This window comes from Nocardia vaccinii NBRC 15922 (assembly GCF_001613305.1).
Taxonomy (GTDB): domain Bacteria; phylum Actinomycetota; class Actinomycetes; order Mycobacteriales; family Mycobacteriaceae; genus Nocardia; species Nocardia vaccinii.
Genome location: NZ_BDCC01000047.1, coordinates 1 through 24,089 on the forward strand (window position 1 = coordinate 1; position 24,089 = coordinate 24,089).

Below are 24,089 nucleotides of genomic sequence, written 5' to 3' on the forward strand. Positions count from 1 at the left end.
ACTTGCGACCGCTCGGTTTCGGCCGCCGAACCGGTGCGACCTGGGCCTGGAGAGAACTGCCTCGGAGACCGCTGTGGAGCTGACCAGCGATCCCGGGTTGCCCAGCCCATCGTGTCCAACCTGCCCGGCTCGCCTTGGGAAGCCGTGCCGAACCTCGCGTATCTCGTCTTGCTTCCGCTGATCGTGCTCACGGCGCCGATGGTGCTGACTGCGCTGGTTGCTGTATTCGGAAAGTCGCCCTACAACGAGCGCGCTCTCGAAGCCGCACTCGACGCCCTGTTGTGGCTGCTGTCGTCGATCCTGCGCGACACAGATTTTCCGATCGGGCGCGATGATTGACTGCCCGACTGGCATGGATATAGTGAGGCGGCGCTCGCCGGTGAATCATCTCGAAGATGGGGTTTCCGCAGCGCATATGCATGAATGGCAGCGATTCGGACATTCCCTCCGCCAACTTCTTCCGGCACGGCGAGGGTACCGCAGCAATCTGTACATATCTCCCATGTGGCCGGTTACCGCCAGTACCCGTCCTGAACACTGTCCCGACAAGCGGTTTCAACGACATGGAAAGTGAGGAATTCAGCGTGCGAGGGTTTTTCTCGAAATCTTGCCACGACCGATTTATACCTCGGCTTTCGGCTGCGGCGCGGGCGATGGGCAAGTCGTTACCCGTGGCGCTGGCCATGCCATTGGCCGTGGCGGCCATGACAGCAGTGATTCCGGCGAACCCTGCCGCCGCAATCGGATCGAGTTCTGGATCGAGTTCTGGATCGGGAGCGGGAGCCGGGTCGCTGTACATCGCCCAAAACGGGAACGGCACAGTCGTTTCGATACCGAGTTCGGGCGGCACGCCCGCCAATATCGCCACCGGGCTGACAGCTCCCTATGGCGTGGCGGCCAATAACAACACCGTTTACGTCACGGAATTCGGCAACGGCACAGTGGCATCCGTGCCCGCGGGCGGCGGCACACCCACAACCGTGGCCACCGGACTCGTGGGACCCAGCGGCATCGCCGTGTCAGGTAACACGCTCTACGTCACCGAAAGCAACGGCACCGTAGTCTCGATTCCCGCCACCGGAGGCGCGCTCACCACCCTGGCCACTGGCCTCAGCAACCCGCAAGGCATCGCCGTATCGGGCAACACCCTCTACATCACCGAGAACCTGGCCGCCGGCGTCGTGGTATCACTGCCGGTGACCGGCGGCACACCCACACCACTGGCAATCACCGGACTGGTCAATCCGAACGGCATCGCCACGTCCGGCACGACCCTCTACATCACCGAGAGCGTCGGTCCGGTGGTGTCGGTGCCGACCATCGGCGGCGCACCCGCCACTCTCGCGACGCTGAACGTCCCCGTCGGCATCGCCCTGTCGAACAGCACTCTCTACATCACCGAAAGCATCGGCACGGTCGTATCGCTTCCCGCGACCGGCGGCGCACCCACCACCCTGGCCACCGGCCTGAACAACCCGGCCGGTATCGCTGTGCAACAATCCGGCCTCTGCTTCGGCTCGGTGTGCTTGCCGAGCGGTTCGAGCGGGTAACTAGCTTCCTTCCACCTCCGAGCATCGTCGATGCGCCCATAGTTGTTCGTGTGAGCAGCCCTTGGTCGATGAGTCCCGTTGCGCTGTCGGGAACGTCGGTCAAGGGCTGCGACGTTTCACGAGGAGAGCTGAGAGAAAACGAACCAAAGCGGAGCCGGATTTTCTTGCCGATGCACCGACTATGGAGAATTACCGGAGACAACGGGTCCCGATATCGTCGGGCCTTTGCAGCAGAGCCGTTTTCATCTCAGGTCACCATCGGAGGCTGCTCGATGCCTACTCTCGCTTCGCTTTCGCCGAACTCGGGTCCGGTTTCGGGTGGCAATGGTGTCGGACCGACCGGCACGGCTTCGCGGGTGTGGGCCCGTTGTCCGTGCACTTCGGCACCGTCGCAACCACTTTCACCATCAGCTGATCACCAGTTGCGTGGGAAGGGCACCTGGATGTGGGCCTATGGTAGTTGTAGTGGATGTTCCAGATCCCGAGTGCCTCGGCGCGGTCGGCTTCGCTTGTCCATTCGCGGGCGTAGAGGAATTCCTCGGCCAGGATCCGGTTGTAGCGTTCGACTTTGCCGTTGTGGCGTGGGGTGTAGGGAGTGATCCGCTGGTGCCGTGCACCGAGTAACACTTTCGCGAAATCTTTTGTACGGTAACAAGACCCGTTGTCCGTGATGATCCTTTCGATCCGGTCGATTCCGTGGGCGGTGAAGAACGCCCGCGCGCGGAATACGAAACCGATTGCGGTGGTGGCTTTCTCGTCGGGCAACGCTTCGGTGTAGGCCAGGCGTGAGTAGCCATCGACCGCGGTGTGCAGGAATACGTATCCGGTGCGGGTGCCGCGGGTTTTGGTGCGGCCGACGGCCTTGGCGTGGTCGGATCCCCTGCCGTGGGTGCGCCACCCGCCGCCCTGCTCGATCCGCACGAGGACATCTGTAGCGGTCGCGGTGGGCTGGCGACGCGGTACCGAGGATCGATCGTGTAGACCGAGTTCCCCGTACCGGCGAAATCGGTTGACCCACTTGCTTGCACACTGGCGCGAGATCCCCATCTCGGTCGCGACGTGAGCGATCGGACGGTCCCGGCGCCGCTGAACGCGACCGCACCCGCCACCACCGACATGACCAACACCCCGATCAGCGCGTGTGCGGTCACAGCGGCCAGCAGCCAGACTCCGACGAGTACGACCGTTCCGGCGACGATGATCCGCCGCTGATGACGATCGCTGTAACGACCGGTGACCGTCACTCCGAGAAACGAGCCGACACCGAACAGGGCCAGCACCACCGGAACCCACCGACCACCCTCAGCGATGTTGTTCGTGATGGTGCCCAGATAGGTGAATCCAGCGAAGGTTGCCGCGTTGACCAAGACCCCGGCCACGACGGCGATCAGGACCCGCTGCTGCCGCAATACGGACCACTCGCGCCGGATCGACGGTGCCTGCCCGTCCGGCGTATCGCCCTCGCACATGCCACGACCGAGCATCATCCACACTGGAATCAGCACTGCCGCGCTCAGGACGGCAACGGCCCAGAACGCCGAACGCCACCCCCACACCTGCCCCAGCACCGTGCCCGCGGGAACACCGGCGATGCAGGCCACCGTCACACCGGACACCACCACCGCGCTCGCGCGCCCGATCCCCGCCGGGCCGACCAACCTCGGCAACGCAGCCAGCACGACCGCCAAGAACCCAGCATTCGCGACCGCCGCGACAACGCGAGTCACCAACAGCACCGTGAACCCCGTTGTCACAGCACCGACCACATGAGCGGCGCAGAACAGCCCCAAAAACGCTGTGACCGATTCCGGCGCGTCGATGAAGAAGCTGTACAGCCCGCACCACGACTTCTACGAGACCACCTATCACGGCGGCGTCATGTGGTTCATGCCGCGCGCCGCCCGCGAGGGCCGTGGTGGCGACTCGGGTTGGGCATTCACCGACAACGTGAAATCTCGCATGCTCGAGACGTTTTCGCCGGATGAGATCGAGAAGCTGGTCGCCGAGCGTCTGCGGGATCCGGACGTGGCCGCCTGGCCGAACCTGGTGCATGTGCTGAATTACCCGCAGCACCATGAGGTTTGGTTCGACATCGTGATGAACCACCTCGACGGCGAGTGGTACGAGGAGCGCAATCCCATCACGCTGGCCCCGAACATCGACATCCCGGTGTACCTGCAGATCGACCAGGGCCGGGGTTGGACCATGGACGGCACCATCGAGCTGTTCAACGCGCTCCAGGGTCCCAAGAAGCTCGACATCGGCCCCTACCCGCCGATGCAGTCGCGCCCGTTCATCGAGGAACACGACAAGATGTTCCGTTGGTACGACTACTGGATCAAGGGCATCGACAACGGAATCATGGACGAGCCCCCGGTGAACGTCTTCGTGGAGGGGACCCGCGAGCACACCACCGGCGACCAGTGGCCGCCCGAGGAGGTCGAGTACCGCTCGCTGTACCTGCGCACCCGCCGCAAGCTCTCCTTCGAGCACGAGCCGCTCGGCGCGGAATACGCCGCGCCGGACGGCTTCTATCAGGCGCCGCTCACCGTCACCGACAAGGTGGAGACGCTGAGCTAGAGCACCGCGCCGTTCGAGGAGCCCACCGAGATGATCGGTCAGGGGGCCGCGCACCTGTTCGCCGAGATCGACCAGCCCGACACGAATTTCATTCTGCGCCTGTGGGATACCGCTCCCAGCGGCAAGCGTCAGCTGATCACCACCGGCTACCTCAAGGCCTCGCACCGCGAGCTCGACGAGGAACGCAGCACCGAGGGCAACCCCTACCACCCGCACACCCGCGCCGTGCCCGTGGAGCCGGGGAAGATCGAGGAGTACGTGCTGCGCCTCTACCCCTTCGCGGCGACCTTCCTGCCCGGGCACCGGCTGGTGGTGGAACTGTCGAACAACGAGCCGCTGGCCGACGACCACAACGCGCTGCTACCGCCGGACGCTTTCCACCTGCCGGTCGGCCGCCCGGTCACGCACAAGATCTACCGCGACACCACGCACCGGTCGCGGCTGGTGCTGCCCTTTACCACTCGCACCGCGGACTGAGGAGGACGCCTCGGCCGAGTGACGGCGGCCTGTCCACCCTGTCACTGCCCGGGACGATGCACTGGAACTCTCTGCTGGAGAACGAGTTCGACAGTGGCACGAATTCGTTGCTCTGGGACAACGGCTGATCGAAGGCGTGATCGGCCTTTCGGAGGGACGCCGTCGGTGCCGGTGGTTCCACGACGTCCTGTCGACGTTCTGTAGGTCCGGGCGGACCGTGACAACGAACATGCATCGCGTGGTTCCGGCCGTGTTCGCTGTATCGGAATGCGGTTGAACAGCAGGTTTTCTGTTCTGCGGAACGCAGGCAAACAGGTCGTACGCGGATTGATACCTATCTGGTCGCGCATCCCCGACTGCCTCGGAGGGGCCGCTGAGTGGGGGCGACGCTCGAGTTCGTGTTCGCCCTTTTTCACCAGCCAGTGATCGGAACGCATCAGACGTAGCGGCCTGCGCTGATAGCGTTCCAGGGCCATCGGCGTGCGCTCGAGCCGATGACGCACCGAGGCAACGAAAGTCGGGGTGCAGGACGACCCGGCCCGAAACTGGAGATAGTGAACATTGGAGTCATACGTACGCGGCGAGGAGTATCCCGATCTTCTGCACGAGACAATCGGCGCGAATCTGGAACGCACCGTGTCCGCGCATCCCGATCGTGAGGCTCTGGTAGAGGTCGCGAGTGGCCGGCGATGGACCTGGGCCGAGTTCGACGCCGATGTCAACCGGACCGCACGTGGACTGGTGGCGGCCGGTATCACCAAGGGCGACCGGGTCGGAATCTGGTCGCCGAACTGTGCGGAGTGGACTCTCACCCAGTACGCCACCGCCAAGATCGGCGCGATTCTGGTGAACGTGAACCCCGCATACCGCGCCAACGAGTTCAGCTTCGCGGTCAACCACAGCGGATTGTCCCTGCTCGTAGCGGCCACCAGCTTCAAGACCTCCAACTATCGCGGCATGATCGAGGAGACCCGTGAAAATTGCCCGACTCTGAAGCGGGTCGTCTACCTCGACACCGATGACTGGACCGACCTACTCGCGCACGGCGATTCCCTCCCGCGAGACACCGTTGCCGAGAAGATGGCGGCCTTGGACCCGTTGGACCCCATCAACATTCAGTACACCTCCGGCACCACCGGGAATCCCAAGGGTGCGACGTTGAGCCATCACAACATTCTCAACAACGGGTACTCGACCACCGAGCTGATCAATTTCACCGAGGAAGACCGGCTCTGTATTCCGGTGTCGTTCTACCATTGCTTCGGCATGGTGATGGGCAACCTCGGCTGCACCAGCCACGGGGCGACCATGGTGATCCCGTCACCGGGTTTCGACCCGGCGATCAGCCTGGAGACCATCCAGAACGAGCGTTGCACGGGCGTTTACGGCGTGCCGACGATGTTCATCGCGATGCAGAACCACCCGGACTTCGCGTCGTACGACCTGACGTCTTTGCGCACGGGGATCATGGCGGGGGCGCCGTGTCCGGTCGAGGTGATGAAGCGCTGCATCAGCGATATGCACATGACCGAGGTGTCGATCGCTTACGGGATGACCGAGACTTCGCCGGTCTCGACGCAGACCCGGGCCGATGACGACCTGGACCGGCGTACCGCCACCATCGGGCGGGTGCACCCCCACCTGGAGATCAAGATCATCGATACTCTGACCGGGGAGATCGCTGAGCGCGGACAAGCCGGGGAGTTCTGCACCCGGGGTTACTCGGTGATGCTCGGCTACTGGGACGAGCCAGAGAAGACCGCGGAGGCGATCGATGCCGACGGCTGGATGTATACCGGCGATCTGGCCGTGATGCGTGAGGACGGCTACTGCAACATCGTGGGCCGGATCAAGGACATGGTGATCCGCGGAGGAGAGAACGTCTATCCGCGGGAGATCGAGGAGTTCCTGTACACCCACCCTGACATCGAGGATGTCCAGGTGATCGGCGTACCCGACAAGAAGTACGGCGAGGAGCTCTGCGCCTGGATCAAGATGCGCACCGGTGCGCATCCGTTGGACGCTGAGGCGGTGCGCTCGTTCGCGACCGGCAAGCTGGCGCACTACAAGATCCCCCGCTACGTGATGGTCGTCGACGAGTTCCCGATGACGGTCACCGGCAAGATTCGGAAGATCGTGATGAGGGAGCGGTCTGCCCGCGCCCTCGGGTTGACCGGGGAACGGTCGTGAGGTGGACTGCCGATCGGAGTCGCCCTGAGCGGGCGTGATGCGGACGGTCGTCTACAACGCGGCTGCCGCAGGCACGCCGATCCATCTTCTGCCCGGCCAACCAGAACTTCCCGCCGCCGTGGCGGCGGCAGTGCCGTGCACCGGTCTGGCACCACTTTTCATACGGCTCAACGCCGCTGAATCGTTCGCCGGAATCGATGTCGCAGGTGTCCGGAAACCGGTTGGCGACCGGTACGGCAACTCACCTACCGTGAGGTTGTCGACCAGAAGAGCACCGAGGCGGCGGCAGCAGAGCCGTAACGCGCCGCACTCGCTCGCGTGAAGGACCCGCGACTCCACCCGGTCGGGCCCGTGCTGAGACGACACATTCCCGGCACTCGCCGCACCGGCAGCCGACCCCGGGAATTACTCATCCGGGCTCAACCGCACCTGGGAGTCAGGCGCAGGAGCACGAGGCCGTGGGGCGCTACGCCGACCCGGCTGACAGCGCGGGTTGTCGTCGTTGATGTGTGGGCCCACAAGTCGCGCACCGTATAGCACTGTGCGCCGGGCAATCCGGCCGCGGTGGCCGTGGTACTGATGTCGGCGGGGTTGTCGTCCGGGTTGTACAGGGCGACCGCCATCGAGCCGTCGGAGAGTGGTTTGATCATGACATGGTCGTCGCTGGGCAGGAAGGTTCCCTGTACCGATGCCGGGTCCTGGTCGACGGCGATGACTTCACGGTTGGTGAGTATCGTCCGGGTCTGCTCGGTCATGGCACGCACGTCGTTGCCCGCGATCAGGGGCGCGGCCAGCATGGCCCACAGCGAGAAATGCGTGCGCTGTTCCTCGGTTGTCAGGCTGTACTGCGGATCGCGCAGGGCCGCAATCTGTTCCGGGGTGAGCGTCAGTAGCGATGTGGCCTGCTTGACGGTTGCGCGGGCGGAGATCCGTTGTTGCAGAGTCAGCGGCAGCGCCTTCAGTACCGCGCTGGGCACCGTGCCCGGGTGCATGCCGAGGAATTCGGCCAACTGGGTGCCGACGACCAGCATGTCGGGATCGTTCCAGTAGCCGGGACGGCTGCGCGCGGCGACGGGAGTCGCGGCGGCCAGCTGATCGGTGATGCCCAAGAACTGTTCGGACGAGAAGTCGTTCACCGAAACGACTGGAGTTCCGTTGTGCCAGAACGGGTACAGATCGTGGGCATTGCGGGTCAGGTCCGCGATACGGGACCAGTCGTAGTCCTGCGCGGCATGCAGTCCGGCGGAACTGTTCGGGTTGATGCTGTAGACGATGTGGCGGCCGGTGGCGCGCAACGCCTCTCGCATCGCGGTGAACACGCGTACCTGAGCGGTCAGGTCGTCGTCGTTGCGGCACCAGTCGTATTTCAGGAAGTCCACGCCCCAGGCGGCGAATGTCCGTGCGTCCTGCCTCTCGTGCCCGGCGCTCGCGTTCTGCAGTGATTGGCCGCAGGTTTCGTTGTACGGGCTGGAGTACAGCCCCAGCAACATCCCCCGATCGTGCGCGTAGTGCGCCAGCGCGGCGATTCCGCTGGGGAATCTCTGCGGGTCGGCCACCAGGTTCCCGGCCGCATCGCGTGCGGCTGCCGCCCATCCGGCGTCGAGGTTCACATAGCGGTAGCCCGCCTCCCGCATTCCCGAGCTCACCAGGGCGTCGATCGTGGCTCGGATATCGACCTCGGTCAACGGGATTCCGGAGTTCCACGAGTTCCATCCCATCGGCGGACCCGAGCTCACGGGTTCGGCGGTCGCGGTCTGTACCGGAGCCACGCCGAGCACCGCGGTCGTCGCGCAGACCGCCACGATCCAATGACGAATACGCATCACGCCGCGACGTCGGGCGGCGGCGATCTTCACCGTGGTAGTTCGGAGCACGACGCCATGGTTACAGCGTCTCGCTGATGGGAAGGATCGGTCAGGCTTCTTCGCCGACGCGAGCGTGGGATTCCGGGCTGCCTGAGCCAGTTAACGGCTCTTCTGTAAGGCCAATTCCAGAATTGCCGTTGCATAGAAAACGGTGGCGCTTGCGGTGATGCCGTTGCCGCACCATTCCGAGTACTCATGCCGGAGCCGAGTCCCGTCCACTATGCCTAGATCGGCGAGGGCTGGTGTGCGGAAGAGACGGTCGAGCACAGGACGCGCGATTGTCCTCATGCTTCGCTCCATCGAGGGAGAGAAATCGTCGCGAAAGTTCGGATGGGTGACCCTCGGAGTCAAACCTCGGCGCGAGAGGTAGGCCCGCTCAATGTGTCGGTCGCGTCGCCACGGCACCGGCAGACGCGCACAGTAGTGAACGAGTTCCGGTGTACACAGAGGGTGGATGGGCCAGATCCCGTGGCGTAGGTACCGAGCCGCACTGAAGGCTGCTGCTTCCACTGCCGATTCCGAGCTGGAGGAACGCGGCATTTGTTCTGCCCGTACCGCGTCTTTGGACATAGAGGTGAGGAAATCCGGCCCGAAGCGGGTATCGGCGTTGTCGGTATCGAACGTCGACCGGCCGGTCACTGAGCGGCGTTCCGAGGGCCGCAGGCCGAATAGTTCATCTCCACCAAATCCGGTCGCAAGTACTCGTGTTCCGTCCGCGCGCGCACGTTCGAGCAACTCGTCCATGGCCTCGTAATATCCTTCTTCCCATGGCATTGTCGGTAACCGTCCATTGAGCCGGCCACTTTCCGGTGCGAGCGGTAGAAACTGGGCCATATCGATTGCTGTGTCACGCAGATTGAAGCGTTCGACAATCTCGGTCCGGCGCTCGCGCTGATCGCGCTGGGCCTGCGGCGATCCGAGAACCGTCAGGCCGTAGCTGCGGCGTGGCATGGCGCTTTGCTGATTCGCGACGGCTGTGACCATGCACGAATCCAACCCTCCGCTTACTTCGCACGCGAAGCCATCGTCATCTGCGAATGCCCATCGTCGGAGGGAGGCGTCGATGATGTCGCCCAGCGCTTTTATCGGGTTCGTGCCGTCACGTAGTGTTCCAGCATAGGGGCGTGGCCAGGATGCCGGCGCTTCGAAGACGATATCTGACAGGCCATCTCGGCTACTGTTCCAGCGCGCTTTCCAACGTTCCGGCAACATTTGGAGATCGTCGAAAAGGGTATGTGTCGAATATGGTGTTTCGTAATACATCAGCCAACGCGCAGCGCGTCCGGGATTCAGTGTGTTTTTCCGTACGAGAGGGAGTAGGTTGTGTGCGTCCCAGTCGCCATACAATACTTCTCTGTTTGCCACCAAAAAGATTGGAGCAGTGCCCCAATGTCCCGCCTCGAGTTCCACCGTCGCACCGTTGGCGAGGAGCATGTGCCATTGGAGGGGCCAGGAACGCAACGTTTCAGCTACCTGATCAATCACGGCGTCAGCGCGCAGCACGGGCATATTCGGTGCCGGTGTACCAGCGGGTTTTTCACGTACGCAAATCACCGCTCGCTTGCCTTCGACGAAGCTGATTTCCTCGAGTGCTGGGTGTCGCAGGGGTGCTATGTAGCTCGAGCCGCGTGCGAACCCGGTCGGCGTCTGCCGCCATTCGAGATCGGCGTCATCGGCTCGGAGCCGAAAGCTGAACATAGGCTGCTCCGTTCCCTCCAATGCCAACTGTATCCGGTAGAACTGATCAATGCATTGTCGCTACTGGCGGATCGCCTGCGTCAACTCTCGCATCACCAACGGCGGTTCTGCGCATCTTGCCCCGCGGTGCCTTTTTTCGGAGCGTCCGTGCTTCTATTCTGCGCATCCTCACCCGAGTTGTACTTCCGGTGCGGCTCGTCCGTGCTTCTATTTTGCACATCCTCACCTGAGCTGTACTTCCGGTGCGGCTCGTCCTTGCTTCTATTTTGCGCATCCTCACCCGAGCTGCGCTTTTTTACCTTTTTGTTCCCATCCTCGGGGGGGTCGTAGCAGGCCGGCTCGGTAAACAGCTCATCACCCTGGGGAATGGCAGACTCTTGTTTGATAGTTTGCCCGGCGTGCGTCAAGTTGATCATGGCAAATTCCTCTCTGAGTTCTGGTCCCCTCTTGTCGGTATCTACATCTTCAATGCTGACTCGCGTGCCGGTGCACCTCAAGTAGCCCTCAGAAGGAATCTGCAGTCCTCATCCGCAAGAACGATCGACCGTCGCTGCGTACTTTTGACGGAACCTCGCTGATACAGGTCCTGTTGGTCGGCCCGATGATGCCATCGGGCGCCGAACTGATGCTGGGAGGTTACGCGATTCACCTTTCTGATTCGTTGGAACCGAACTGCTGGAACTCGACACTTGCACTCACTCGTAATCTATAAGACGAGGCCTTGCGATCCGGCGCTGACATCCGCAGCACTCACAGCAGTGTCTGCGGTTCGAAACGCATCTTGGGAAGTAAGAAGCCTGTCGGGCGTTCATCCGTAGGGCTGAGGGCCTCCGTGAGCAGGCTGTCTCCTTGTGGTGAACAATATCCATTTCGATATCCGGCCCGTATTCGTGGCGGCGTCGATGAGGAAATGTTCGGCGCGGCCGTGGCAGTTTTGGTTGTTCATGCTCCGGACCCACCGCTGACCTGGGAGGTCTTTACCGACCTGCTCCCCAGCTCGAACGACGACGGCACCGGTGTTGGGACTGTGGATATTTTCTTCGGCTCTGGTGCACTTCCGGTGGCGCGTGCGGCCCTGAGCGACGGCAGTATGCCGCAGTGGGTGAGGTGAATGATGTTGCCGGGCTGTTGTTTTCGGGATCATCGCCGCTGATCGCGGCACTATCGGCCGGCATGGTCACCGTCACCGTAGTAACCGAGTCGAAGCAGGGTGGTGATCTCACTGATCAGCGGCATCCGCGGATTGGTGCGATTGCTCAGGTCCTGGAATGCGGTCATCGCCAATTCCGGTAGGGCCGAGAGGAATTCGTCCTCGGCGATACCGGTCTCCTGGAGTGTGCGCGGCATCTCGAGCCGGTCGAGGAGCTCTTGCACCCCCCGGAAGAGCCGCCGGCGGCTTTCTCCCGGATCGTGCCCGCCGAAAACGATCCGCCCGAGTTCGGCGTACTTCTCGGGGGCAACATAGGCCGAGTAGCCGGGAGCGGGCATGAACTTCGTCGGCAGGCCGGCGTTGTAGTGCAGGGTGTGCGGCAGGAAGACGCCGTTCACCCGGCCGTGGGCGATGCCGAACCGGGCGCCGACAGCGTGGGCGAGAGCATGATTGGTGCCGACGAAGGCATTGGAGAACGCCAGGCCGGCCAGCGTGGCGGCGTTGGCCATATCGGTGCGGGCGAGCAGATTCCGGGGGTCGTCGCAGACTCGGGGAAGCGCCTCGAAGATCAGCCGCGCTGCCTGCACACAGAAGGCATCGGTGTAGGGCGAGGCGAAGATCGAGGTCAGGGCCTCGAGGGCGTGGGTGAGGGCGTCGATGCCCGTGTCAGCGGTAAGAGTCCGCGGCATCGAGACGGTGAGCAGCGGGTCCACGATCGCCATATCGGGCACCAGGGAATAGTCGACAAGTGTCTCCTTGCGGTTTTCCAAGGTCAGTACCGCCGCGGGGGAGACCTCCGATCCGGTGCCCGCGGTGGTCGGCACCGCCACCAACCGCACCGTGTGCGGATCCTGGGGATAGTCGGCCATGCGCTTGCGCGGATCGAGGAAGGGCAGAGTGAGTTCGGACAGCCCCTTCTCGGGATGCTCGTAGAACAGGCGGATCGCCTTGGCCGCGTCGATCACCGATCCACCGCCCGCGGCGATGAGTACATCGGGCTTACATGCCTCGAGCAAGTCGACGCCGCGCCGGACGGTGGCCTCGCCCGGCTCCGGCTCGACCTCGCTGAAGATCTTGATGTGCCGGGCGCGCAGTTTGTCGCGGAATTCGTCCACCAAGCCGCGTTGTTCGCTCGGCGCGTCGGTAATGACGACGACACTGTCGCAGTCGATATCCCGCAGGTTCTCGAGCGCGCCCGCATTGAAGAACGTGTTCGACGGGACCCGGAACCACTGAGGCGGACTTCGCCGATGCGATACCGTCTTGATGTTGAGCAACTGTTGGTAGTTGACATTCTCGGTGGTGCTCGAACCGCCCCAAGTACCACAACCCAGGGAGAAGGTCGGGGTGAGGTTGTTGTAGATCCCGCCGAGGGCCCCGACCGCCGTGGGCGCGTTTACCAAGATCCGCCCGGTGCGCACGGCCAGGCTGTAGGCATCGACAACGGCCTTGTCGTTGGCGTAGATCGCGGAGGTGTGCCCGAGGCCACCGTGCTCAGTGACCAGGACCGCGACATCAATAGCGTGCTGGACGTCGCGGGCGCGCACGAGCCCGAGAACCGGCATCAGCTTCTCGCGTACCAGCGGATGTGTGTCGAGCTGGTCGAGCTCGGCCGGCAGCGGCGCAAGGAGAATCTTGACCGACGGGTCTACGCGGAATCCAGCCCGGGCGGCCAGGTCGGGTGCCTGACGGCCGAGAGCCTCGAGGTTGGCCGTGTCGCCGCAGCCGAACGCGAATTCCGCGAGGGTATCGGATTGCTCCTCGGTGAGCAGGTATGCGCCCATCCGCTCGAATTCGGCGACAGTGGCGTCGTAGATCGCGTCGTCGACAATGCAGGTCTGCTCGGCGGGGCAGATCACCGATGCGTCGAAAGTCTTCGAGATCAAGATGTCGACGACGGCGGCCTTGATGTCGGCCGTCCGATGCAGGTAGATGGGCGCATTGCCCGGACCGACACTCAGGGAGGGCTTTCCGGCCGCGTTGGCAAGGGCGACGATCTTCCGGCCACCGGTCACCCAGATGAAATCGACCCCCGGATGCTTGAACAGATAGTGGGTCACCTCGTGGGCGGCGTCGGGAATCACCTGCAACGCGCCCGTCGGTAAACCGGCCGAATCCCCCGCTCGCTGGAGGATCTCAACAGTGCGTTCACACGACCGCGCGGCGACCGGCGACGGCCGGAAGAGGATCGCGTTACGTGTCTTGGCCGCGACGATCGCCTTGTACAGCACGGTCGATGTCGGATTGGTGACCGGGGTGATGGCCAACACCACTCCGATCGGATCGGCGATGCGAACGATGCTGCGCTCGACGTCCTCCTCGATGACGCCCACGGACTTCTTGCCGCGCAGATAGTCGTAGAGGAACTCGGTGGCGACGTAGTTCTTGACGACCTTGTCCTCGAACACCCCGAAACCGGTCTCCTCGATAGCCACCCGCGCCAATTCGGCCGCCGCCCTGATCCCAGCGCGAACCATCGCCTCGACGATCGCGTCGACCTGCTGCTGATCGAGTTCGCGAAACGCCTTCGCCGCGGTCCTCGCACTGTCTACTATCGCGTCGACCTCGGCGAACCGGGTCGGGCCGCGATCGGCCGCACCAGTATCGGCAGTGACTGCGTCAACGCTGCGATCTACGTCCCGGGCTTCGGGACCGATCCGGATGTCGGTCATCAGAGCTTCTCGAATCGGGGATTCGTTGCTTTTCGGCTTCGAAGGCGCTCACCAGTGACGGTACTCGCGCAGTCCGGCGTTGACCGGGGTCTTTGTACCCTGCCATCGGTCCTGCTCGGCCCTCAGATGCAGCGGTGAGCACAGTCGCTGCTGGTCATCCCGAACCCTGCTGGCATTCGGCAAGTGAGTCCTCAGCACACGAGTCGACACTCTCCCGCGCATACGACAGCCCCTGCGGGTGGATGCCGCAGGGGCTGTCAGGGTTGGATCGAGGCATCTGCCGATGTGGTGGTGCTGAGCGCCTGTGTATCCGGTCGCCGTCAGCCCACCAGGTAAAGTCGGTAGATGGCGCTTTCCGCCTCCTCGGATTCTAGAACAGCATCGACTTGTTTACCCGATATCATCGCACCGAGCGCAACCAGCAGCATTGGTTCGTTTGCTTCCTCGACAGGGCAGAAAAAGTGGTTGAAATGGTGATCGGGTGGACCTTCCAGGCCGATGTATACCGAGCCGTCTTCTATTGGACCAGCAGCTTTTACAGTGCACCTATACCAGGTGCCATTCGTGCTTTCGACATCATTCATTTTTATACCCCTTTCTTCCGGTGAGTGGTAGGCGCTTCGATCCGAGTACAGAGGAAGAATCTCCTTATCGAATGCCGGGTAACCGTTGCCCGGGCGCGTCGGGTCTGGCCGTCGATCTGCACAGCTCCTTCAACTCCTGGCCCGACTGAGTATTCGTCAGGGCAGATCGTCCGGCGGGATGGCAGGGTCGACGGGGATTTTGAATTGCATTACCCTGTACGGCCATCCGTTGGCGGCGGCCGTGTTCCATTGGCTGAGCAGGATGTGGAATCCGCCGTCGGGTGTCGATCCGGGGATGATGCTGGGTCCGTAGAGTTGGGCGACGGCATCGTCGCCTTCCATTCCCCAGGCCGTTCCTCGAATGGGTGTGGTCTTGCGGGTCTGGTAGAGGTTTTCGGTGATGTCGGCGAAGACGCGTACGTCGATGCCGGAACCGTCGCTGGTGCTCGCGTCGAAGTTCACCAGGAACCATTGTCCCTGGATGTAGCGCAAGCTCGTTTCCCCGAATTTCGCACCAGAGGTGACGTCTTCGAGGACCGGTGTGGGTGGGCTGGCCCAGTTCCAGCCGCCATCGGCCCAGCCCCAGCCTTGGTAGGCGTCTGGGTTTTCGATCTGGTCGTGCGGTACACGGCGCAGGATGAGCGGGTCGTTGCGGGTGAAGCTGGTGGACATGATGTATACCCAGCCGTTGGGGTGCAGGTCCCAGGTGATCAGTTGTGCGAGATTGTGGTGCAGGTCGGCGGGGAAGCGCACACCAGTGTTCGTCCAATGTCTGCCGTCGTCGTCGGAGCGCCACAATTCGGTGCGAATCACGTGCTGTAGACCGTTGTTCACCATGACGTGCAGGTAGATTTTGTCGCCGACGGTGATGACGTCCGACGGCAGGATGGTGGTGAATTCCCCGTTGTCGTGGGAGTAGTCGATCAGTTGGCCCGCGTATTTCGGGTCGTCCCCGCAGGCCTCGCTCCATTCGATACCGTCGTCGAGTGCGGTGGTGTCGCTGAACAACCCGACCGGTGACCGCCATTCTGGGCCACCGACGCCCGGGTCGCGGAACGTGTCACCGAAGACCGCCAGGATGCGCCCGGACGGGGTCCGGCACATCACGCCGAGGTCGGTTCCGCCGATGCCGAAACCGTCGGTGTGACCGGGGCCGGTCACATCTTTGATCTTCTTCGGCCGTGTGACTTTCGGCCCTGGGTCGATGGTTCTGGTCGATGGCGAAGGCGGTGCGAGTGTGGGCAGGGGGGCCTGCTCGGGGAAGCGCCAGCCATCGCGGATGACAGCATCCCATTCGCCCATCCAGACCAGCCCGTAACCCATTTCCGGATGCGGGGGCCAATGCCGCAATTGCTGCATGCGGGTGGCCGCAGCTTTGGTGGCGCCGTCGTAGACGCCGGTGCCGGGAAGGCCCAATTCTTGTTGCCAGCGCGCCAATCCGTCTTTGCTTGCCTGTGATTCGGTGCCGCACTGGTTGCTGATGCACCAATCCGGCCCATCCAGCGGGCCCCAGCACTCACGGACGGTCTCGTCCCACCGCAGTGGATATGCATCCGGGTCCGGGGGTGCGGCAGCAGGAACCGCAGTGCCCTCGCGCCTGATGGGATGGTCGTCGGCCGCGGATGTCTTGCCTGCCCATTTGTCGACGGAGGCCTCGAACACATCCCAGGGGAAGCCGTCGCCCACGTCGGTGTGGTTGCCGATGCCCAGGCATTCGGTCACATACCGATGGTCGGAGATCCCCGGCGCTTGATGATACGGGGGTTTGATGACCTCAACCGGGATGCCGTATTTGCGGCAGTCCTGGACCGCGATATACGCCGCGATCTCGATATCGCGCTCGCGCCGCATCCACTGGTCACGAGGCCACGCCGCCCGTGTGCCTGCGAAACACAAATTGAGGCTGAAAGCATTGGCCGCCAACACCGACCACGACGCGTAGTCGGTGTCCACCACATCCACCAGCACTTCATCGCGCAGGGTGTAGTGATACGACACCCCATTGTCAGGATTGTTGAGATACGCCGCCAAGCTCTCCGCCGAGGCATCGCCTTCTTCGGTATGCAACAAAAAGTTCGTCGGGGGAGAAGAACGAACATCCCGGGAAGCCCCCATACGTTCGATCTCGGTGTAGTCCGGCTTGTCCGCAGCGGCTCGTTCGGCTCCTGTGGCCTTCCCGCCGTCGGGCGTGGTAGCCTCCGCCAACCTGTCGTAGATTGCCTGTGCCTCGCTCATCCGCTGGTCGTACCTGCCCGGATAGGCGGATTGCTGCACTTGCTGGGCATACCGCCCGGGGGAATTCGCAAGATCGTTGTAATTCAACCTCTGCAACGCTTCGTAGAACAATCCCGCGCTGCGCGCTGGATCCATCCGGTCCGCCGCAGTACCCCACCAGGGCGGACGCTGCTGGAACAAACCGGAACTGTCCGCATCGGTGCTCAGTCTTTCATGCGGGTAATTCAGCGATTCGGGATCGTTCCGATTCGCATACATCACCAAGTTGGATTCCACCAACGCAGTCGCCAGAGCGATCACGATACCCCGAGGCGATACGCCTCTCGCCTTCCCTTCCCGGATGATGGCGCGAGCATGATCCTCTTTGCTCACCACACACCTCGATTCGTGACATGGATGGTTCTCTTTACTCGGCGGACAAACGCATCATCGTGGCGCCGTTCTGCAAACGGCTTGATTCCCATTCAACTCCATCTTCCCGCAGGACAACACGCACACGCGCGAGGTCGGCTGGGGAGTAGCGCTCTTTGATGTCGTCTGTGTTGACGGAGACGGTGATCGCGGATGACACATTCTGTTCCAGTTCTGCAATTTCGCCGACTCGGGTACGCACTGCGTCGATCAGGACCCGCCGCTCCTTCGAGCCGATCCGCTTATGCTCTTCCGAAGAAATTATCTTGCCGACAATCGATTCGGCCTTGCGGATGACCGTTTCCTTCGGGATCATATGGCCTGGCTTGATTGTCCGACACAAGTCCACATGTAATTGATCGAAGATCTGACGCGGCACATTCGCCCGGATCTCGCGCCCGGCCTCTCCGAGAGCATCCAGTTCGTCATCGATGACAGCGCGAACGCTGTCGGCGATCATCTGCGGGTCCTGCAACCTACTTGGGGTTCCCTCTGCTATATCCCCGACGGCAATCGGCAGGTCGAGCTGTAGTTCGGGAACACGAATACGGGGGATGCTCAAACGTTCCAGCAGTTCATGATCCTTATATCGCTCGGCAATGGCTGCCGTTTCCAAGTCGGCCATGTACCGAGCTTTGGCCAAGCTCGCCAACACGGAGCCGAGCATCGTCGAAAAATCGGTCATTTTCAGGCCCATTTCAGGTCGGGAGCGCTACGTTGATGCGGTACCACGCGGTCCGGTGCGGTCTTTATCACTGGGCGCAGCTTGGGCGGTTCCTTCTCCGATACCGCCCTCCAGTAAGCTGAGGAGACGGTCCAATCCAGCTGGAAGTTCGTCCTGTACAGCCTTCACGTTGACCGACATCCCATACTGGCGCTCGACCTTCTGCCCTTGAGAATTCGAAGACTTGTGGGAATACGAAGCTTTGAGTTTGGCCGAAAACGGCCCCCATCCAGCTTTGGCCTGTGCGTCAACGGATAGGTCACTACTCGACGTCGTCTGAGTCTCCTCCACCGAGTTGATCTTGGCATTGAAGTCGATGACGGTTTCCTGAATCCTGAGGCATGGAATGGGAAGCATGGTCAAAACTGGAATATCAATCTTCGTCAAATCGGACGTCGTGCCCTTCGCGTCGGTCGGTGTCGAATTCTTGTAATAGCTGAAGGACATCGTCTCGAGTTTGCCATCTGCGGTGAAGCCGACTTTCCTGACGAAATCAGCGGTTGCCTGGGCGGACTGGGCTTGCGCCTTGACGACCGCGATAAGCGGACCACCGATCATAGCGGAGAAATCCAGGCTGGATATTTCCTGACCTATAGCCATTTCTGCAACCTCCTTGTGTTACGTGCCATTCGGTCGGATGACTACATCGAAAGAGCCGTCGAGTGTGCCTTGCTACGGCGAACTCGATATTTGTCTGCGAGTCGATGCAAGTTGTCAGGGCGCTGTTGTGATCTCCTGTTCAGGTCGGATTAGTGATATCTGCAAGACTGGCTTGCGCGTCCAGGTCCTTCAAGCGTCTGGAGAGGGAATCTACGGTACTCATTCCCGCGACGGATGGCACGATCCAGGTGGATTGCAGACTGCCACCGGGCACCGCCGAAGGGTTGACACACTCGCGAGAATTTCCTGAGTAGCTGGTAGTTCAGGCAGCTGGCAGGTGTGCTCTCTGGTGTGCGAGCCGATGGTCTTGCCCGAGACCGTGGAGGGAAACTTTGCACGCTCGTCGTGAATATCTGACACCCATGCAAGTTCAGCGTGAGCTTCAATTGTCGGCCGAACATGTCATCAGCTTGGTATCCAGCGGCAGGTTGCCGGCATTTCGTATCCTCGGGCAATTGCGCATCGAACGTCAATTTCTGGAACAGCTCGTCGACCAGCTGTACGAGGAGCCCGTCGATCCCCCACCAGATCTCGGTAACGTCAGTGAAAGCACCGACGAACAAGCGCCCCCACCCACGGATTCCGGTCGGAGCGCAAGCGCACATGCGGCGTCAGCCCACAGCGCGCCTGCGACCGGATTCGCGGATTGTCCCGAGGCTCCTATCGCAGGACTCACAGATCATCAGCAGCGAATCCTCTCGCTCGTAGCGCAAGGGTTCGCCAACGCCGAGATCGCCGACCGGCTGACCCTGGAGGTCAGCACCGTGAAAAGCCATATTTCACGGATACTTCAACGTTGTAATCTGCGAAACCGGGAACAACTCATCGTCTTGGCCTGGCGATCCGGGCTCTTCGCCGACAGCACGGCCGAGTGTAAAGAGGGAACCGAGGGAATGTGACGCCCTTCCTTCAGTTCCATTGAGCAGTTCAATTGGGCTGGTTTCAGGAGGGGCATAGGAACCGGCAAAGGTCAGTCGAGGCTCTGCCGCGAGTTGTCGTCGGGATACACGCGGAGGATGTATCCCGACGACAATAGAACTGCGGTCCGGGGAACTTCGCGTCATCGAACTATCCGGAAGACGGTGGTGACCGCCTGTGGACTGCGGCCGTAGGCCTGTGATCCACCTTGCGGACGAACACCGCAGATTCCTCACCGCGGCGCTTGAAGGCCACCGACACGCGCGTCCACTATTACAGATGGTATTACCGGAGACAGAAAGATCACGGACTCCACATATACCTTTCGTGTGCAGCTACTGGTACGAGCAAGTGCACCTCGATCCGCAGATGGGCTGATGAACAGCTTCCGCACAATCCGCCGACAGGCCGATCAAGGTAACCGCGATCTGTAGTTGGGAGGCATAAATCATGAGCCCGGCATCACAGGGAAGGCAGAAACCCACTCGACAAAAAATCGATGACTCCTCCTCGAATCTGCCCAGATGGCTCGCGTGGTACGCACACACCTTTATCCCGCAACAAAGGCGTAGGACGCAGACTCTGGAGGAACGTGTGGCGGAGGCGATTTTCTGGTTCGTCTTCCTCCTCGGACTTGCGATCACGGGCGGCCTCATCGCCCAATCGGCTTATGCGTTCTCAGTTCGCTCCGATATTCGATGGCAGGTCTTCGGGCTACTCAACGTGTATGCGCTCGCATCCTTTTTTGTGGGAGGATTTTTCGGGTTTATTTTCGGGGTGCCAAGGACGGGGGCAATGACCGAGGGACGAGATCCAGTCCTGCCGAACACCAATTTGGAACAGATCTCGGACTGGCTCACAAAGGTACTTGTGGGTGCCACCCTCGCGAATATGAACGAGATACCTTCGGGCGGCGATTCCATCTTCACCGCTATGGGACAGGCGCTGGGGACCGGCGCCTCGGGAAAGGCCTTTGCCAGCGGTTTGACAATATTCGCGGCCGTACTGGGGTTCATGTCCAGCTGGCTCGCTACACGTGGGCTCATGGGTCGCGTGTTATTGGCCGCGGACCTCGGCGGCCAGCCACGGGGCAGACAGCGCGACCATAAAGAACAAGACGCCGAGGTGGACGGCGTGTCCACCACCAGTCAGTAGCATTCGGACCGTCACGCGCCCCACATGGCCGCAGTTCTGACGGTCCAAATAACGGCTCGTCACCTGTTCACGCATGTGCCCATGCCGATTATGGCTACAACATCGGCGGCCTATCGGCGGCGTCCGTGGGAATTCTGCAGCTCTTCGGTTCAACAACCATCTTACGAATGAGCCCTCTGGATTACCTCTCGAGGCCCTCGAGTATTCGAGTTCCCCGGGCCATTCTTGCAGATGTAATTGTCGGCGAGGGAGGAGGCTCCGCACGCCGGCTGGAAAAGGAGGAATCGTGATCCCGACCCACGCATATTGGCAAGCGAGAAAAATTCCCACCCAAGCTGGAAGTCAATCTGCTACCCATGTGCATCGTTCTCGCCGGAATGAGGTTCGGCCGGACTCCGGATGGCACTTGCTCGAACGAGCTCTTGACGAGTTCACACAGACCAACATTGTCGACCGGCTACAGGGCTGCCTGCCAGTCAATCGGATGGAGGAAGGATGCGCACGAACCGGACCGCGATCGGCTACCTGCGCCGCGACATTGCGGGTGCCCAGCAGAGCTCGAATGAGGCCCAGATCCGAAGCCTCGCCAAAAGGCTCGGCTATGACCTCACCAAGACGATCGTCTTCAGCGCCAACACCGACCGCCCGACCGACCAGCTGATCGAAATGGTAAACAACCTCGGCATCAACGCGGTCTTTACCCCCGGTGTCGATCATCTCGATTCCGCGATCCCGGCCGGCCTGGTCGCTACCGTCGACGTGATCACTGTGCATCCCGAATTCATCCACTCATCGTCCATCGAGGCGCTACCCAAGGAAGCAGCAGAACGTCTCCACGGGAGCGCCGGTCGGCTTCGCAGACTGGGTCGGCGCAGGGACCCAAGGGTGAATGTGGTCCGGTGGGGCGCTTGACGGCGAGGGCTTGATACTCGCGCAATTCAAAGCCGTGCGTGTTTCCCGTAGGTCCTGTTCGACCGATGTGTAGGAGGATCCAATTGACGACCGATGAGCCGATGAACCCTCCCCACCTCTCTACTGGCATGGGTGGGGGCCGTGGCAGCGCGAAAAGTCCTGCTGGCCTTGTCCTGATATGCGTGGGCTGGCCGACCAGTCTGTTGGTGTTGCTCGCCGGATATCACAAACTCTTACAAGCTGCCGGATTGTCCGGCGCCGGGATAACCGCGGTCATGGTGTTGGCGACGCCGTTTGCGGTGTTCTTGACCATCGGCGCCAATACCTGGGTGCTGGGTGCGGTCGCGGCGGCGCGACGCACGGTGCCGAAAGGGTTGCGGTGGCCGGAATCATCGTCTTCGGTGACAGACTCGCGTGTGGCTACCGCGATCGTATTTCCGATCAAGAACGAGGACACCGCCGAGGTGTTCGCCAACGTCGCCGCGATCGCGGAGTCGCTATGCCGAGCCGACGCCCAGGATTTGTTCGATATCTATGTCATCAGCAATTCCGATGATCCGGACTGCTGGGTGGAGGAGGAACTGGCATGGCACGCGGTATCGAGGACTTTCGGGCGGATCTATTACTGGCGACGCCACCGCGAGCAGGGTCGCAAACCCGCCAACATCGCCGAGTTCTGCGAACGCTGGGGTGCCGGCTACGAGTACATGGTGACCATGGACGCCGACAGCCTGATGTCGGCGGAGTGCTTGCTGAGTTTGGTCGAGTTGATGCAGGCCAACCCTGCGGCGGCGTTGATGCAGACCGCACCCGACATCATCAAAGGCCGAACATTGTGGGCGCGTCTGCAACAGTTCACGATTTGGAGCAACGCCCGGATCGTGCAGTGGGGCGAGCGAGTCTGGCAAGGCGGCGCCGGCGCCTACTACGGGCACAACGCGATCATCCGGATCGCGCCGTTCATGCAGCACTGCGGGCTGCCCATGGTCCCAGGACGTCCGCCCTTCGGTGGGGAGATCCTCAGCCACGACTTCGTCGAGGCCGCGCTGCTGAGCAGGGCAGGCTGGCAGGTGTGGTTGGTACCTGAACTGGAGGGCTCTTATGAGCAGTGCCCGCCGACTTTCGACGAATATTTTCGCCGCGACCGTCGGTGGTTCCAAGGCGATTTCGTCAATTTCCGGCTCATCGGCACCTCGAAACTCCCACAAGCGGGGCGGATCCGCTTCGCCATGGCCGCCATGCGTGATGTGTCCACACCGCTGCTTCTGCTGCTGTGCGGCCTGATCATCGCAATGGCCCACGCACCCGGTTACGGAGCCGCGGCGATCTTTGTCCCGCTGCTGGTGTGGGACTTCGCCGCCCGTCAATCTTGGGCCGGGGTACCTGCGGTCGGGTTCGGGATCGCGGTCCGCAACCGGTCGATCAGCGACCAACGCGTGCCCGTCTGGAGTTCGCTGGGAAACCGTGTGCTGGACCAGGTCTTGTGGTTGGCAACCACCCCGACTCGGCTGCTGACCCATGCGTTGTTCGTGGTCGAACTCGGCTACGGGCGTGACGTGGGATGGACCACCCTGCGTCGTACCACGGGAATGTCGACCCGTAGCCAGAGCCTCGGACTGTATTTCGCTCACACGGCGTTCGGTGCATGCGTCGCAGCGACCCTGTTCTTCACGGACTCGTGGGCGCTGTGGTGGCTCTCGCCGATGTGGATGTCCTGGATCTGCACCGTACCGATCGCACGAACCTTCGCCTCCGAGCGCATCGCCGCCCTTACCCGGCGCGCCCGGATCCTGCTCATCCCCGAAGAGGCCGATGCCCCGCCGATCATCACCCGATCCGGACACTGGGCGCAACTCATCGGCCGAGAGCTCCCCTCACAACCATGGCGAGCCGCGCTGACCGAGGACACCGCGATCGCCGTGCATCAAGGTTTCCTCGCCCACGCTGCCCCCATGACACCGCAACAACGCGCCGCCGCGGCAACCGCAGCCGAAAAGTACTGTGCCAGCGCAACACCAGCGAGCGAACTCACCGATAGGGAGAAGAACGCCCTGTTGCGCGACCCCCACCATCTGTGGGCGGAGGCCCCACCGGTAGTGACGATCGACTACCCGCAGGTCCGGCCGACACCGATGCCTGAACAACCACTCGTCCGCACATGAACCCGGTGGTTTTCCCGTGCGTGCTGGGAGTATCGACGACTTCGATGCCGTCGAGATATCGGTGCCCGATGCCCCCACGAGAACCGGCTGACGCACAGCTCGCATCTCGAATCGGAAGCTCGTCAACCACAGGCGCGTTGAACCGC

The 24,089-nt window shown here is 62.1% G+C and carries 16 protein-coding genes and 3 pseudogenes; 9 read left to right on the forward strand and 10 right to left on the reverse strand.

What is annotated here, in order from left to right; all coding sequences use genetic code 11:
• Both NV1_RS27050 and NV1_RS27055 read left to right on the forward strand, forming a co-directional pair.
• On the forward strand, positions 1-339 hold a 339-nt coding region (locus NV1_RS27050), incomplete at its 5' end, for a hypothetical protein (protein WP_218027217.1).
• 314 nt (positions 340-653) lie between these two features.
• Complete coding sequence (locus NV1_RS27055; protein WP_067897246.1) at positions 654-1,550, forward strand: NHL repeat-containing protein; 897 nt, start codon at positions 654-656, stop codon at positions 1,548-1,550.
• Between the two features lie 447 nt (positions 1,551-1,997).
• On the opposite strand, the pseudogene NV1_RS27060 reads toward NV1_RS27055, so the two are convergent.
• Both NV1_RS27060 and NV1_RS46925 read right to left on the reverse strand, forming a co-directional pair.
• Positions 1,998-2,642: pseudogene (locus NV1_RS27060) on the reverse strand (integrase core domain-containing protein); the annotation flags it as partial.
• Between the two features lie 23 nt (positions 2,643-2,665).
• A pseudogene (locus tag NV1_RS46925) lies at positions 2,666-3,316 on the reverse strand (MFS transporter); the annotation flags it as partial.
• Positions 3,317-3,389: 73 nt separating this feature from the next.
• Here NV1_RS46925 and NV1_RS46460 point away from each other — a divergent pair.
• Together NV1_RS46460 and NV1_RS27075 are read left to right on the forward strand one after the other, a co-directional pair.
• A pseudogene (locus NV1_RS46460) lies at positions 3,390-4,607 on the forward strand (CocE/NonD family hydrolase C-terminal non-catalytic domain-containing protein); the annotation flags it as partial.
• Between the two features lie 561 nt (positions 4,608-5,168).
• On the forward strand, positions 5,169-6,797 hold the full coding sequence (locus NV1_RS27075; protein WP_067897252.1) for an AMP-binding protein: 1,629 nt from the start codon (positions 5,169-5,171) through the stop codon (positions 6,795-6,797).
• A 419-nt stretch (positions 6,798-7,216) separates the two neighbouring features.
• On the opposite strand, the gene NV1_RS27080 is transcribed toward NV1_RS27075, so the two are convergent.
• The 3 genes from NV1_RS27080 to NV1_RS27090 all read right to left on the reverse strand — a co-directional run bounded on the left by NV1_RS27080 (position 7,217) and on the right by NV1_RS27090 (position 10,776).
• On the reverse strand, positions 7,217-8,671 hold the full coding sequence (locus tag NV1_RS27080; RefSeq protein WP_157117393.1) for a glycoside hydrolase family 27 protein: 1,455 nt from the start codon (positions 8,669-8,671) through the stop codon (positions 7,217-7,219).
• A gap of 90 nt (positions 8,672-8,761) precedes the next feature.
• Positions 8,762-10,360 carry an asparagine synthase-related protein gene (locus tag NV1_RS42465; protein WP_084525814.1) on the reverse strand — a complete coding sequence of 533 codons (1,599 nt, stop codon included), beginning with the start codon at positions 10,358-10,360 and terminating at the stop codon, positions 8,762-8,764.
• A gap of 92 nt (positions 10,361-10,452) precedes the next feature.
• A complete protein-coding gene (locus NV1_RS27090) occupies positions 10,453-10,776 on the reverse strand; it encodes a hypothetical protein (RefSeq protein WP_067897264.1) in 324 nt (107 codons plus the stop codon).
• Positions 10,777-11,192: 416 nt separating this feature from the next.
• Here NV1_RS27090 and NV1_RS27095 point away from each other — a divergent pair, with 416 nt between their 5' ends.
• The gene (locus NV1_RS27095; RefSeq protein WP_157117394.1) at positions 11,193-11,471 is read left to right on the forward strand and encodes a hypothetical protein; all 279 of its coding nucleotides are present in this window, start codon (positions 11,193-11,195) and stop codon (positions 11,469-11,471) included.
• 50 nt (positions 11,472-11,521) lie between these two features.
• Here the strand turns inward: NV1_RS27095 and adhE are convergent, their stop codons facing one another.
• The 5 genes from adhE to NV1_RS27115 all read right to left on the reverse strand — a co-directional run bounded on the left by adhE (position 11,522) and on the right by NV1_RS27115 (position 18,736).
• A complete protein-coding gene (gene adhE / locus NV1_RS27100; RefSeq protein WP_067897270.1) occupies positions 11,522-14,182 on the reverse strand; it encodes a bifunctional acetaldehyde-CoA/alcohol dehydrogenase in 2,661 nt (886 codons plus the stop codon).
• Positions 14,183-14,502: 320 nt separating this feature from the next.
• Positions 14,503-14,766: a hypothetical protein gene (locus NV1_RS43855; RefSeq protein WP_157117395.1), complete on the reverse strand. Its 264-nt coding sequence runs from the start codon at positions 14,764-14,766 to the stop codon at positions 14,503-14,505.
• Positions 14,767-14,922: 156 nt separating this feature from the next.
• Positions 14,923-17,259 carry a DUF4185 domain-containing protein gene (locus NV1_RS45955; protein WP_245713948.1) on the reverse strand — a complete coding sequence of 779 codons (2,337 nt, stop codon included), beginning with the start codon at positions 17,257-17,259 and terminating at the stop codon, positions 14,923-14,925.
• Between the two features lie 148 nt (positions 17,260-17,407).
• A complete protein-coding gene (locus NV1_RS27110; RefSeq protein WP_157117396.1) occupies positions 17,408-18,097 on the reverse strand; it encodes a hypothetical protein in 690 nt (229 codons plus the stop codon).
• Between the two features lie 27 nt (positions 18,098-18,124).
• A complete protein-coding gene (locus tag NV1_RS27115; RefSeq protein WP_067897276.1) occupies positions 18,125-18,736 on the reverse strand; it encodes a DUF2589 domain-containing protein in 612 nt (203 codons plus the stop codon).
• 422 nt (positions 18,737-19,158) lie between these two features.
• Here NV1_RS27115 and NV1_RS27120 point away from each other — a divergent pair, with 422 nt between their 5' ends.
• From NV1_RS27120 to mdoH, 4 genes are all read left to right on the forward strand, one after another.
• On the forward strand, positions 19,159-19,695 hold the full coding sequence (locus NV1_RS27120) for a helix-turn-helix transcriptional regulator (protein WP_067897279.1): 537 nt from the start codon (positions 19,159-19,161) through the stop codon (positions 19,693-19,695).
• A gap of 613 nt (positions 19,696-20,308) precedes the next feature.
• Positions 20,309-20,869, forward strand: coding sequence for a hypothetical protein (locus tag NV1_RS27125; protein ID WP_067897282.1), 561 nt, complete (start codon positions 20,309-20,311; stop codon positions 20,867-20,869).
• A gap of 495 nt (positions 20,870-21,364) precedes the next feature.
• Complete coding sequence (locus NV1_RS27130; protein WP_067897285.1) at positions 21,365-21,781, forward strand: hypothetical protein; 417 nt, start codon at positions 21,365-21,367, stop codon at positions 21,779-21,781.
• A gap of 182 nt (positions 21,782-21,963) precedes the next feature.
• Positions 21,964-23,943 (forward strand): glucans biosynthesis glucosyltransferase MdoH, encoded by a 1,980-nt coding sequence (gene mdoH / locus NV1_RS27135; protein WP_067897287.1) that lies wholly within the window; start codon positions 21,964-21,966, stop codon positions 23,941-23,943.
• Positions 23,944-24,089: the final 146 nt, after the last annotated feature.

Excerpts from the sequence above, each read along its gene's own strand:
- NV1_RS45955 (WP_245713948.1), bottom strand. The coding sequence starts at position 17,259 with ATGTATGCGAATCGGAACGATCCCGAATCGCTGAATTACCCGCATGAA.
- NV1_RS43855 (WP_157117395.1), bottom strand. The coding sequence starts at position 14,766 with ATGAATGATGTCGAAAGCACGAATGGCACCTGGTATAGGTGCACTGTA.
- NV1_RS27110 (WP_157117396.1), bottom strand. The coding sequence starts at position 18,097 with ATGACCGATTTTTCGACGATGCTCGGCTCCGTGTTGGCGAGCTTGGCC.
- adhE (WP_067897270.1), bottom strand. The coding sequence starts at position 14,182 with ATGACCGACATCCGGATCGGTCCCGAAGCCCGGGACGTAGATCGCAGC.
- NV1_RS27120 (WP_067897279.1), top strand. The coding sequence starts at position 19,159 with ATGCAAGTTCAGCGTGAGCTTCAATTGTCGGCCGAACATGTCATCAGC.
- NV1_RS27090 (WP_067897264.1), bottom strand. The coding sequence starts at position 10,776 with ATGATCAACTTGACGCACGCCGGGCAAACTATCAAACAAGAGTCTGCC.
- NV1_RS42465 (WP_084525814.1), bottom strand. The coding sequence starts at position 10,360 with ATGTTCAGCTTTCGGCTCCGAGCCGATGACGCCGATCTCGAATGGCGG.
- NV1_RS27130 (WP_067897285.1), top strand. The coding sequence starts at position 21,365 with ATGCGCACGAACCGGACCGCGATCGGCTACCTGCGCCGCGACATTGCG.
- NV1_RS27055 (WP_067897246.1), top strand. The coding sequence starts at position 654 with ATGGGCAAGTCGTTACCCGTGGCGCTGGCCATGCCATTGGCCGTGGCG.
- NV1_RS27115 (WP_067897276.1), bottom strand. The coding sequence starts at position 18,736 with ATGGCTATAGGTCAGGAAATATCCAGCCTGGATTTCTCCGCTATGATC.